The organism is Streptomyces sp. NPDC002573 (assembly GCF_042889625.1).
GTDB lineage: Bacteria > Actinomycetota > Actinomycetes > Streptomycetales > Streptomycetaceae > Streptomyces > Streptomyces gibsoniae.
Window position 1 is genome coordinate 33715 of record NZ_JBIARC010000059.1, and the last position, 12389, is coordinate 46103.

General features: G+C 69.7%; 10 protein-coding genes and 1 pseudogene. 7 read left to right on the forward strand and 4 right to left on the reverse strand.

From position 1 onward, the window contains the following. Window positions 1–296: 296 nt before the first annotated feature. Window positions 297–803, reverse strand: coding sequence for an ANTAR domain-containing protein (locus ACFYX0_RS36435; RefSeq protein ID WP_388977166.1), 507 nt, complete (start codon window positions 801–803; stop codon window positions 297–299). Between the two features lie 382 nt (window positions 804–1185). Here ACFYX0_RS36435 and ACFYX0_RS36440 point away from each other — a divergent pair, with 382 nt between their 5' ends. Then, window positions 1186–2478: an epoxide hydrolase family protein gene (locus ACFYX0_RS36440; protein ID WP_388977169.1), complete on the forward strand. Its 1293-nt coding sequence runs from the start codon at window positions 1186–1188 to the stop codon at window positions 2476–2478. Here ACFYX0_RS36440 and ACFYX0_RS36445 read toward each other — a convergent pair. Both ACFYX0_RS36445 and ACFYX0_RS36450 read right to left on the reverse strand, forming a co-directional pair. Beyond that, window positions 2459–3169 (reverse strand): hypothetical protein, encoded by a 711-nt coding sequence (locus tag ACFYX0_RS36445; RefSeq protein WP_388977172.1) that lies wholly within the window; start codon window positions 3167–3169, stop codon window positions 2459–2461. The two genes, ACFYX0_RS36440 and ACFYX0_RS36445, sit on opposite strands and share 20 nt — an antisense overlap. Window positions 3170–3360: 191 nt before the next feature. Continuing rightward, entirely contained in the window at window positions 3361–4338 is a 978-nt protein-coding gene (locus ACFYX0_RS36450; protein WP_388977175.1) for a Ku protein, read from the reverse strand. A 259-nt stretch (window positions 4339–4597) separates the two neighbouring features. Between ACFYX0_RS36450 and ACFYX0_RS36455 the strand changes: the two genes are divergently transcribed. The 4 genes and pseudogenes from ACFYX0_RS36455 to ACFYX0_RS36470 all read left to right on the forward strand — a co-directional run. Continuing rightward, complete coding sequence (locus ACFYX0_RS36455) at window positions 4598–5800, forward strand: EfeM/EfeO family lipoprotein (RefSeq protein ID WP_388977178.1); 1203 nt, start codon at window positions 4598–4600, stop codon at window positions 5798–5800. Further along, window positions 5797–7062, forward strand: a complete 1266-nt coding sequence (gene efeB / locus ACFYX0_RS36460; protein WP_388977182.1) for an iron uptake transporter deferrochelatase/peroxidase subunit — start codon at window positions 5797–5799, stop codon at window positions 7060–7062. The genes ACFYX0_RS36455 and efeB overlap by 4 nt, the downstream gene beginning before the upstream one ends. Window positions 7063–7249: 187 nt before the next feature. Beyond that, window positions 7250–9091: a phospholipase C gene (locus ACFYX0_RS36465; RefSeq protein ID WP_388977185.1), complete on the forward strand. Its 1842-nt coding sequence runs from the start codon at window positions 7250–7252 to the stop codon at window positions 9089–9091. 228 nt (window positions 9092–9319) lie between these two features. Then, window positions 9320–10632 (forward strand): annotated as a pseudogene (locus ACFYX0_RS36470) (MFS transporter); the annotation flags it as partial. Between the two features lie 54 nt (window positions 10633–10686). Here ACFYX0_RS36470 and ACFYX0_RS36475 read toward each other — a convergent pair. Continuing rightward, window positions 10687–11232, reverse strand: coding sequence for a MarR family winged helix-turn-helix transcriptional regulator (locus tag ACFYX0_RS36475; RefSeq protein ID WP_388977188.1), 546 nt, complete (start codon window positions 11230–11232; stop codon window positions 10687–10689). 135 nt (window positions 11233–11367) lie between these two features. Between ACFYX0_RS36475 and ACFYX0_RS36480 the strand changes: the two genes are divergently transcribed. After that, window positions 11368–11931 carry an NADPH-dependent FMN reductase gene (locus ACFYX0_RS36480; RefSeq protein WP_388977191.1) on the forward strand — a complete coding sequence of 188 codons (564 nt, stop codon included), beginning with the start codon at window positions 11368–11370 and terminating at the stop codon, window positions 11929–11931. A gap of 193 nt (window positions 11932–12124) precedes the next feature. After that, window positions 12125–12256, forward strand: coding sequence for a hypothetical protein (locus tag ACFYX0_RS36485; protein ID WP_388977194.1), 132 nt, complete (start codon window positions 12125–12127; stop codon window positions 12254–12256). Window positions 12257–12389: the final 133 nt, after the last annotated feature.

The following is a 12389-nucleotide window of genomic DNA, read 5'->3' on the forward strand; positions in this document are numbered from 1 at the left end:
TGCGAGGGCGCGCGGAACGGCGGTGTCTGGTGGGCAACTGGGCCCGGAACGCGGCTGCCTGTGCCGCCCCGATCGGGTGGAGAGTGAACGGGCCCTGGAAACCGCTTAGTTCACGACTTGATTTAACTGATGATGCTGGAGACCAGGCAAGCCCCCGGACACAGGAATCTTTTCAACTCCTGGTCGCGGGGGCGTGGTTGGACGGAGGGCGTGCGTTCAAGTAGTGGCGCCGGTGGGGGTGTCGATCCGTCCCCCGGAGACCTGGACGCCGCCCTCCGGGAGTCCGCACGGCCGGTTCAGGGCCGCGACGGTCTGCGCGGTGACGGACGGGCGGGGGAGGGGGCCGTCGGGGCGGTCCCCCGATCTGTGGACTGGGCCGGGTGGGATCGGGTTCCTGTCGAGGGGGGTCGGGCCGCGGTCGAATGAGATGGGCCTCCGGCCGGTTGGGATCGGTTCCCGGTCGGGTGGGAGCAGATCCTGTACCGTTCGAGCGCCTTGTCCAGCTCTATCAGGATGGGCTCCGGCAGGACACCGTCCTGCGCGTACCTCAGGATGGCTTCCGCCACGACGCGCAGCTTGGTGTTCGTACGCTGTGAGACATCCCGCAGGACGCGCCAGGCCTCCTCGGGCGCGATGCGCCCGATGGCGACCACGGCGCCCATCGCCTGATCGATACGGGCGTGCGAGGAGACGGCCTGGTGGAGCTGTGCGTTCTCCTCCAGGAGCCGTTCGTGCTCCATTGCCAGGTCGGCGGCGGACAGCAGTCGCAGCGGGTGCCGGTCGGATATCGCAAAGAACGCCATGGTGTGTTCCCAGGTCGGACGGGCGGTCGCGGTTACAGCTTCCCCCAGGCGGGCGTCGTAGACGAATCGGTTCCAGCCTCCCGTGCGCGGCCGGATGTCCGACGCGGCCCCTTCCGACGCCGGCCGCCCGGCAGCTCCGGGGTCCGGGTTGCGAGTTCACACAGTGCTGCATATCGTTACGTTCAGTCATGACACCCGTGGTGAACTCGGCATCTCATCGATGCCTGCCGCTGCCTTCTGGATGTCGCTGCCCCGGCTCGCGGGACCTCCCTGCCGGATCTCCGTCTTCGCCGCTGGGCAATCCGAGGCGTGACGTCGTCGAGAGTTCCCTCTCGGAAGAGCCCCCTGTTGAAAGCCTGCGCATCACCCAAGGAGGTCCGTCATGCCCGAAACCACCTGGCGACACTCTCGGCGCACGTTTCTCTCCACCTCGGCCGCCGCCATGACCGCGGCAACCACAGGAGCCTTCGGCTCGCCTCTCAGGACGCCGGCCGCGACGCCCGGAGGTGCGGACATCCGTCCCTTCCATGTCAAGATCGCGGAAGAGGATCTCACCGAGCTCCGTCGGCGCATCATCGCGACGCGGTGGCCGGACCGTGAGACGGTCCGTGATCAGTCCCAGGGCGTCCAGTTGGCCACGATGCAAAAGCTCGCCCACTACTGGGGGACGTCCTACAAATGGCGGAACATCGAGGCGAGGCTGAATTCCCTGCCGCAGTTCCTGACCGAGATCGACGGGCTCGACATTCACTTCCTTCATGTGCGCTCCCGCCATCCGCACGCCCTGCCGATGATCCTGACCCACGGTTGGCCGGGCTCGATCCTGGAATTCCTCAAGGTGATCGACCCGCTCACCGACCCCACGGCTCACGGGGGACGCGCGGACGACGCCTTCCACCTCGTCATACCCTCGATTCCCGGCTACGGATTCTCGCAGCGGCCGACGAGCACCGGTTGGGGCCCGGACCGTATTGCGCGAGCCTGGGACACCTTGATGGGGCGTCTGGGATATGAGCACTACGTCTCCCAGGGCGGCGACTGGGGTGCGGTGATCTCCGACAGGTTGGCGATGCAGCGACCCGCGGGACTGCTCGGCATCCATGTGAATTTCCCGGCCACCGTGCCCCCGGACATCGCGGAGAAACTGGCCTGCGGCGATCCGGCCCCGGCCGGACTGTCCCCCGACGAGAGGGCCGCGTACGAAAAACTCGCCGCCTTCTACAAGACGGGCTCGGGTTACTCCGCCATGATGGTCACCCGGCCACAGACCGTGGGATACGGGCTGACGGACTCGCCGGCCGGACTGGCCGCATGGATGTACGACAAATTCGCCGCGTGGACGGACAGTGGCGGCGAACCGGAGCGGGTGCTCACGGTGGACGAGATGCTCGACGACATCACGCTCTACTGGGTGACCAACACCGCGGTCTCTTCCGCTCGCCTCTACTGGGAGAACAACGCCAACAACTTCAACGCCGTCTCGGTTTCCGTCCCGGCCGCCATCACCGTGTTTCCCGGCGAAATCTACCAGGCGCCACGGAGTTGGGCCGAACGCAGCTACCACAAGCTCATCTATTTCAACAAGGCGCAGCGCGGCGGCCACTTCGCCGCCTGGGAAGTGCCGGACATCTTCACCAAAGAGCTCCGGGCCGCGTTCAGGTCGCTTCGTACCTGACGCCGCGGGGCAGGCGGGAGTTTGACGACAGGGCCTGGGCCCGAGGCGTGCCGTCCCAGCGCCAAGTGGTCAGAAGAGGGTGTCCGGGCAGTTCGGTACGTCCGGTGGCCCACAACAGCGTGGGCCAGGGATCCGTGGACCGCGGGGCGTTCGGAAACAGCCGGGCGAGCACCCGCGAGCACAGATCGGCGGGTGGGCTCCAGGCGAGTCCGAGCCCTTGGGCCAGGTCGTGCGTGTGCACCAGGGTCTCCACGATCCCCATCGCGGCGAAGCCCTCGGCGTCGGAGGCACCGAAGACGTGGTGGGCGCGAACCTGCGGGGGCGTCGTGCGCACCATGGCGACCAGCAGCGCGCCGCTTGCCTCCAGCACCTGCAACAGGCCGGTGGGCCCCGCCTTGCGGTCCGCGTGAATGGCGTTCGCGGGGCCGCCGGGCCGTCGGCTCTCCCACACGAAAGGCACCTCGCCGTCCAAGGGCGGTGTTCTGGGGCCCAGTTGCGCGGCGTATGCGAAGAGGTCGTCGCTGAGGTGCTCGACGGTCTCCCAGCAGTCCCATTCCAGCGAACCCGCCTTCCCGTCCCATGCGGACGGGGGCGCCTTGCGGAGCACCGCCGCCGCGAGCCGCACGGCAAGGGCGAGGTCGTCCGCGGTGACGGGGGACGGGGACGGGCCGGTTTCGACTGATCGGGACATGGCGGGACCGTACCTCGACCGGCAGGAGCCGCGCCCTCCCTTAAATCACCGGGGCAACCCGGCGAACGCCGCCGGTCACAGCACTAGGTCCTGTCGTCAAACTGCCGTCGTCCGCCCGGAGGGCGGGCTCTGCGGCGGCGTGGGGGAGCGTGCATGGCGTCGCGGGGCAGGCGGGAGTCTGACGACAGGACCTAGGCGCTGCGCGGCCGACGGGCCGTCTTGCGGGCCGTGGTCTTCTTGGCCGTGGTCTCCTTCTTGGTGTCCTTCGCGGTCTTCCTCGCCGCCGTCTTCTTCGCAGGTGCCTTCTTCGCCGTCTTCCCGGAGGCCGTCCTTGCGGCCGCGCTCTTCTTGGGCAGCTCGTGGACCTCGGCATCCGCCTCCTCGCCCCGGGACGCCTTCGCCCGGGCCACGGAGTCCCGGAGCGCGGTCATCAGATCCAGCACCGCGCCGGTCCCGGCCTCCGGCTCCGGTGCCTCGGGCGGGGCGTGGCCCTCCCGCTTGGCCTCGATCACCTGCTCGAGCGCCTCCGTGTAGTGGTCGACGAAGTCGGGGCCTTCGAGGCTGTCCCGGGTCATGCGCCCGATGAGGTGCTCGGCCTCGGCGATCTCGTCGTCGGAGAGCGCCACCTCCTGCGGGGCCAGTTCACGGGGGTCGCGGATCTCGTCCGGCCAGCGCATCGCGTGCAGCACGATCGCGTCGTTGCGCACGCGCAGCAGGCCGAGCCGCTCCCGGCCGTGCCAGGCGAACTTGGCCACCGCCACTCTCGACGATCGCTCCAGCGCCTTGCGCAGCAGCGCGTACGGCTTGGTGGCGACCGTCCCCGAGGCCTGGAGGTAGTAGCCCTCGCCGATCCGGAGGGGGTCGATGGACTCGGCCGGCACGAACGCGGCGATCTCGATGGCCCGCGTCGTCGGCAGGGGCAGTTCCCGCAGTTCCTCGTCGAGGACGGCGACGACCTGGTCCTTGGCGATCTCGTAGCCCTTGCCGATCTCGTCCTGCGGGATCTCACGGTCCTCGATCTCGCAGAACTTGCGTACGCGCACCCGGCCCATGTCCTCCAGGTGGTACTGGTGGAAGCGGACGCTGTGGTCCTCGGTCGCGGGGACCACGTTGATCGGGATCGTGACCAGGCCGAAGCTGATCGCTCCTGACCAGATACTCCGGGGCATCGCAGACCTCTCCATGACGTGCCCCGAGGCCACCAGCCTACGAAGGGCTCGGCCGGGCGGCACGGCGGAGTGCTCCGCCGGGGCCGGTTCGGTGCCGGCGGGGAGCGCTCGGTGAACTGCCGGGGAAATCTTGGTGTCCGTCCTCGCGTCCGGGCTGTTCGGGTGCCGGGTGCTGCCTAGCATGAGCCCATCGCGCCGGTGCCCTGTGGCAATGGGGCGCGTGGTCACGTTCGTACGTCGCCCGGGGAGGCGTTGGGAAATGCCGGTGCCCGGCCTCGGATCACGGCCGGCCCGACTCCGGGCGGTCGGCGCACTCGTCCTGGTGCCGGCCCTGGTAACGGCGGCGCTGGTCGGCATCCTGTCCCCGGACCATCGCGCGCGGGCCGCCGCCGACGGGCTTCCGCACACCACCGTCGAGGTGTCGCCGAGCGCCTGCGGCCGCGGCTGGAGCCGCCCGGTGTACGGTCTTCAGGTCTTCGACATGCACAACACCTCCGACGGCGCCGCCGAGGTGTATCTCCAGGACGCCCGCACCCGGGCCGTCTACGGGGAGATCGAAGGACTCGCCCCCGGCACGACCCGGCCGTTGACCGTCCGGCTCGGCGCGGGCTCGTACACGTTCACCTGTCTGCCCGACGACGCCGAAGCTGTCACCGGCCCCACCGTCCGCATCGCCGGGGGGACACCCGGGCCCGCGGCGGCCCCCATCACCCAGCACGATCTCATCCCCCTCGCGATCGACTACCAGAAGTGGGTCGCCGGCGGCCTGGACCAGGTCGTGCGGCTGACCGGAGGGCTCCAGGACGCCATCGACCGCGGGGACCTCGACGCGGCCCGCAGGGCCTGGCTCCCCGCCCACCTCGAGTACGAGCGGCTGGGCGCGGCGTACGACGCCTTCGGTGACGCGGACGGGCAGATCAACGGCACCGACGCCGGGCTGCCCGGCAGGGTCCACGATCCGTCCTTCACGGGCTTCCACCGCGTCGAGTACGGGCTGTGGCACGGCGAGTCCGCCGCCGGTCTGCGCGCTCCCGCGGGCGCCCTCCTCAAGGCGGTCCGCGCACTGCGCGCCGACTGGGCGCAGGCCCGGATGGACCCGGCGCAGTTGGGTCTGCGGGCACACGAGATCCTGGAGAACACCGTGCAGTTCGAGCTGACCGGACGCACCGACTACGGCAGCGGAAGCAATCTCGCCACCGCCCGCGCCGGCATCGACGGCACCCGCGCCGTGCTGTCCCGGCTGCACCCCCTGCTCACCACGCGCGACCCCGGCCTGCCCGCTCTCGAACAGGAGTTGGACCGCGCGGCGCGCTTCCTGGACGGCTTCGCCCACGACGGCCGCTGGACCCCGCTCGACCGGCTGGACCGGGCGCAGCGCGAACAGGTCGACGCGGTCCTCGGCGACCTGGTCGAGCGGCTCGCCCCGGTGGCGACGCTCTGCGATCCCCGGAGGACGGTATGACCACCCCGCCCCCCACGAGCCGCGTCGGGCGGCGCGGGTTCCTGCGCGGGGCGGCCCTCGCGGGCGCCGGTCTCGCCGCCGGCGGCGCCGCCGCCCCGTCGGGTGACGCCGCCCCGTCGGGTGACGCCGCCCCGTCGGGTGACGCCGGCACCGGCGCACCCTCCGTCGCCCCCTTCCACGGCCCGCACCAGCAGTCGGTGCTCGCCGCCCCGCGCCGGGTCACCGCGTTCACCTCCTTCGACGTGACCGTCGACAGCCGCAAGGAACTGGCCGATCTTCTGCGCACCCTCACCGCGCGCGCCCGCTTCCTGACCTCCGGCGGCACGCCTCCGCCCCTCGGTATCACCGGCCCGCCCGCCGACTCCGGCATCCTGGGCGGTCAACTGTCCCCGGGCGCACTGGCGGTGACCGTCGGCGTCGGCTCCGCGCTCTTCGACGACCGCTTCGGCCTGGCCGCACACCGCCCGCGCCGGCTGACGGCCATGCCCGCCTTCCCCGACGACGACCTCAAGTCCGAGTGGTGCCACGGCGACCTCAGCCTCCAACTGCACGCCGACGACTCCGACACCGTGCTGCACGCCCTGCGGGACATCGCCCGGCACACCCGCGGTGCCATGCAGGTCCGCTGGCGTCTCGACGGCTTCGCCAGTCCGCCGCGCCCCTCGGGCACCCCTCGCAACCTGCTGGGCTTCAAGGACGGCATCGCCAACCCCGACGCCACCGACGCCCGCATGATGAACCGTCTGGTGTGGGTGGACCGGGGCGCGGGCGAGCCGGACTGGGCGGTCGGCGGCAGCTACCAGGTCGTACGGCTGATCCGGATGCTCGTGGAGTTCTGGGACCGGGTCTCGCTCAGCGAGCAGGAACGCATGTTCGGCCGGGCTCGGGAGTCCGGTGCGCCCCTCGACGGGAACGCCGAGCACGACATCCCCGACTACCCGCGCGACCCCAAGGGTGACGTCATCCCGCTGGACAGCCATATACGGCTGGCCAACCCGCGCACGGCGGCCACGGCCGACCAGCGGATCCTGCGCCGTGCCTACAACTACGACGCCGGCACGGACCGCAACGGCAACCTCGACATGGGCCTGCTGTTCTGCTGTTACCAGCAGGACCTCGCCCGCCAGTTCGAGACCGTGCAGCGCCGCCTCGCGGGCGAGCCCCTCACCGACTACATCTCGCCCTTCGGCGGCGGCTACTTCTTCGCGCTCCCCGGTGTGCGCGACGGGGCGGACTGGTACGGACGTGCCCTCCTGAGCTGAACCTGTTCAGACAAGTGAGTGCACTCTGCCGGGATTTCAGGGTCAACAGAGGGTCAAGACTTCTTCTGGCTTCCCTGACTTGCTGTTCATGTACACGCCACCATCACTCCGCCGCGTTGCCGTCCGCCGGGCGGATCATCCCTGACCGTATGTGGCAATGACGTTCGTGTCCGGAAGGTGAACCAGCATGGCCAGCAGGGGAAGACGAGCAACGACACGGAGCATCGGTGCGCTCGCGGGGGCCGCCGCGCTGACGCTCCTCGGCGCACACGCGCCCGCCTGGGCCGCCGCGCCCGACGGAGGTTGGGGCTCCTCCTCCACGGCCACGCCCATCAAGCACGTGGTCGTCCTCTTCGACGAGAACGTCTCCTTCGACCACTACTTCGCGACCTACCCCAAGGCCGCGAACTCCGACGGCACGAAGTTCACGGCGTCCAAGAACACCCCGAAGGACGTCGACAACCTGCGCACCGCCGGGCTTCTGACGAAGAACCCCAACCAGTACGCGCCCAAGCGGCTCACCCCGTCCCAGGCCATGACCTGCGACCAGAACCACGCCTACGGGCCCGAGCAGTACGCGTACAACGGCGGCAGGAACGACCAGTTCGTGCAGAACACCGACTCGGGCAAGTGCTCCGGCACCCTGTTCGGCGAGCCGGGTCTGGTCATGGACTACTACGACGGCAACACCGTCACCGGGCTGTGGAACTACGCCCAGCACTATTCCATGAACGACCGCTCCTACAGCTCGGTCTACGGTCCCTCCACGCCCGGCGCGCTCAACCTGATCTCCGGTCAGACGCACGGTGTCGTCTCCACGGACCCCGCTTCCGGCACCGAGAACCCCAAGCAGACCGCCACGCCGGACTCCTACACCGTCCAGTCGCCCGACGCCAAGGGTGTCGGCACGCTCGTCAACGACCCCGACCCGGCCTACGACGACTGCGCCGGCAAGGACCACACCAGCAAGAACGCGCTCGCCTCGATGCAGGGCCGCAACATCGGCGACGTACTCAACTCCAAGAAGATCACCTGGGGTTGGTTCCAGGGCGGGTTCCGGCCGTCCACCGCGTGGGACGGCAAGCAGGGTGACTACGCCAAGTGCGACACCACGCACACCAACGTGGGCGGCGCCGCGGCGGTGGACTACAGCCCCCACCACTCGCCGTTCCAGTACTACAAGTCGACGTCCAACCCGCACCACCTGCCGCCCAAGAACGTCGACGAGATCGGCCACAACGGCCAGGCGAACCACAACTACGACCTGACCGACTTCGACGCGGCCCTCAAGGCGGGCAAGCTCCCCGCCGTCAGCTTCGTCAAGGCCCCGGAGTACCAGGACGGCCACGCCGCCTACTCCGACCCCATCGACGAGCAGCACTTCCTGGTCCAGCAGATCAACGCCCTCCAGAAGTCGCCGCAGTGGAAGTCGACCGCGGTCGTCATCGCCTACGACGACTCCGACGGCTGGTACGACCACGCCTACGCCAAGCCCCGCAACGGCTCGAAGGACACCTCGACCGGCTCCAACGGCAAGGCGACCGACAGCCCCGCCTGCCAGGCCGGTCCGGCGGCCGCCGGCGGCTACGCGGACCGCTGCGGTCCGGGTACCCGTCAGCCGCTGCTCGTGGTCTCCCCGTACAGCAAGGTGAACAAGATCGACCACACGCGCACCGACCAGTCGTCGATCATGCGCTTCATCGAGGACAACTGGCACACCGGGCGGGTCGGTGACCACTCGTTCGACGCTGCGGCCGGCTCGCTCGCGGGCATGTTCGACTTCCGTCACCCCAACAACAGGCAGGTGCTGCTGAACACCGACGGTTCGGTGAAGTCGGTCGGTCCGATCCGCCCCGTGAAGGCGGTCGCCACCAGCATCACCCCGGGACCGGCCATGCAGAACACGGCCGCGACGACGGACGCCTCGTTCCCGGCCGTCCCGGTGGGCATCGCTGCGGGCGCCCTCCTCGCCGCCGGCGCGACCGGTACCTACCTCACCCTGCGCCGCAGGGAGCGCCGTACCGCCTGACGCGGCGCGGCTCTTGGGCGGGCGGCGGTTCCGGTGATCCCGGGGCCGCCACCCGCGGCTTTCATCGGGCGCCGGTGACCGCCCCGCCGTCCGCCTGCAACGCCTCCACCAGCAAGAGACCGCAGGGACTGAAGGCCGGGTCCGCCGACCCCGATGACCAAGGTGATCAGACGCGGTGTGCAGGAGGGACTGTGCGCGGCGGACATTCCGCACCCGCTGCACAACCGCACACCCTACGCCCTGGCCTTCGGCGGTCTGCTCCTGTTCGGCGGCCGGGTATCCGACTTGTGGGGCCGCAAGAGGGCTTTCGTCATCGGCCTGGTCGGCTTCGCCGCGGCCTCCGCACTCGGCGGCGCGGCGACCACCGGCGCGGCGATGTTCGGCGCCCGCGCCCTCCAGGGCGCCTTCGGCGCCTTGCTCGCCCCCGCCGTGCTCTCCCTCCTCGCCGTGATGTTCACGGACGCCTAGGAGCGCGCCAAGGCGTTCGGCATCTTCGGTGCGATCGCCGGTGGTGGCAGCGCCGTCGGCTTCATTCTCGGCGGGGTGCTCACCGAGTACTTGGACTGGCGCTGGACGTTCTTCGTCAACGTCCCGTTCGCGATCGTCGCGGCGACTCGTGGTCCGTGAGCCCGAGGTCGGCCGCAACCGCTCCCCGCTCGACATCCCCGGCGTCGTCCTGTCCACCCTCGGCCTGGTATCGCTGGTCTACGGCTTCACCCGTGCCGACTCCGACGGCTGGACCCACACCACGACCATCTCGTTGTTCGTCGTGTCGGCGGTCCTGCTCCTCGCCTTCGTTGTCACCGAGGCCAAGGCCAAGGCCCCGCTGCTGCCCCTGCGCGTGGTCACCGACCGCAACCGCGGCGGGGTCTACCTCTCCCTCGGTATCGCGGTCATCGCGATGTTCGGCAGCTTCCTGTTCCTGACCTACTACCTGCAAGTCGTGAAGGGCTACTCGCCGGGCAAGAGCGGGCTCTCCTTCCTGCTGATGGTCGCGGGCATGATGGTCGGCTCGACCCAGATCGGCACCCGTCTGGTGACCCGCGTCCCGGCCCGGTTCCTGATGGGTCCCGGCTTCCTGGTGGCCGCGGCCGGCATGTTGCTGCCGGCTCGGCTGGAGGTCGGCTCGTCATACGCCTCGACCGTCCTGCCGGCGCTGGTACTGATCGGTCTCGGAATGGGTACGACGTTTCGCGCCCGCCATGTCCCTGCCCACCCAGGGCATCGAGCCCCGGGACGCCGGTGTCGCCTCCGCGATGATCAACACCTCGCAGCAGGTGGGCGGAGCGATCGGCACCGCCCTGCTGAACACGATCGCCGCCTCCGCGACAACCTCGTACGTCAAGGACCACATCGCCGACGCCGGGACGAAGCCGCAGCTGGTCCAGTTGCAGGGCGTGGTGCACGGCTACGCCAATGCCATCTGGTTCGCCGTCGGCATGCTGGTGATCGCCACGCTCATCGTCCTGACCCTGGTCAACCGCCGCCCGGGCGGCGAGGACGTCGAGGTCGAGATGGCGGTGCCGGTGGTTGCCCACTGAGGCTCCGGGTGGTCCTGAGGAACCTGCCGTGGGCGCGCATGGAAGGGAAGCCCATCACGGCGTGGCGTCCCGGTGTGACGGCTGAGGGGCGGTGTCCTTGCGGGGGCCGGCCTGCTGCTCCCGGGCGTCGATCCTCGCGCTGATCTTCTCGGCGGCGTTGCGCAGGCTGATGAGTTCGGCGGGGTCGAGAACGTCGAAGACGAGGTCGCGTACCTCGGCCACGTGTCCTGGGGCGGCTTCGGTGAGATGGGCGTGGCCGGCGTCGGTCAGGATCGCCTGGGTGTACCGGCCGTTGGTGGGGTCGGGTTCGCGGCGGACGAAACCCCGGCGTTCCAGCCTGCTGATCATGTGGGAGAGGCGTGACTGCTCGGAGTTGGCGAGCACGGCCAGGGCGCCCATGCGCATGCGGTGTCCCGGCTGGTCGGACAGTCCGGCGAGGACGTAGTACTCGATGTAACTGAGCTGTGCGTCCTGCTGCAGCTGTGCTCCCAGGGCGGCGGGCAGTCGGTGCAGCATCATTGCGAACTGCTGCCATGTCTCCCGTTCTGCCGGGGTCAGCCAGCGGGGCTGATCGTTCGTCGACCGAGGCTGTTCAGGCATGCCCGGAGTCTATCTGGCATGAACGCTCACGAGTCAGGACTCACATTTGAATTTTCATGGGTCGTCGCCCCAGGCTCGGACATGAAAGTTCATATGAAGCCGCCTCGCATCGGCGGCCCATCAAGGAGAAGACTCATGAGTGACCTGAAGATCGCCGTCATCCTCGGCAGCACCCGGCCCGGTCGCAACGGCAAGGCTGTCGCGGACTGGGTGGTGGACCGCTCCGGCGCCCGCACCGGCGTCGAGTACGAGCTGGTCGACCTCGCCGACTACCCGCTGCCCCACCTGGACGAGGCCATCCCGCCGGCCATGGGCCAGTACCAGGGTGAGCACACCCAGGCATGGGCGGCCAAGATCGCCGAGTTCGACGGGTACATCTTCGTGACCCCCGAGTACAACCACTCCACCTCCGGCGTACTCAAGAACGCGATCGACTACCTGTACGGCGAGTGGAACGACAAGGCCGGCGCCTTCGTCTCCTACGGTTCCCTCGGCGGCGCCCGGGCCATCGAGCACCTGCGGGGCGTGGCCAGCGAACTGCAGCTGGTGCACGTGCGTCAGCAGCTGTCCTTCTCGCTGTTCACCGACTTCGAGAACTTCTCCGTCTTCAAGCCGGGCGAGCAGCACGACGGCGCCGCGACCACCCTGTTCGACCAGCTGGAGTCCTGGGCCCGCGCCCTCAGGACGGTGCGAGTCTGACACCCTCACCCGCCAGAAGGCGGGCGAGGGGACTTGCCTCGCCGTAACCGCGTGAGAACGCGAACGCCGCGCCAGTTGCCTGTTCGGCCAGCTCCGCGGCTGAACCCGCAGCGGGGCCCCGGCGACCCAGGGCCCCGGTGCGGGTGTGATCACGGCTCAGGGGTTCAACGACCAGCCGCGACCGGTGTCAGGCATGCAATGGCATGCACCCACCAGGAAGGTGCTCGCGGAGCAGCGCGTCGTGCTGCACACCGGGGCAGCCGACTACACCCTGCTCACCGGCCGCTACGCGGATCCGTGCGCGCGGCGGTCGAGGACCTGCTGACCGCCCACGGCATCGCCTGGGGCGTGTTGCGAAAGTCCCGCCTGCGCCGCGGGGTTTGGGCAAAGCCCCCCCCCGCGCCCCCCCCCCGGGCGCTGGGGGGGGGGGCGCCGACAAAAAAAAAACCACAACCCCC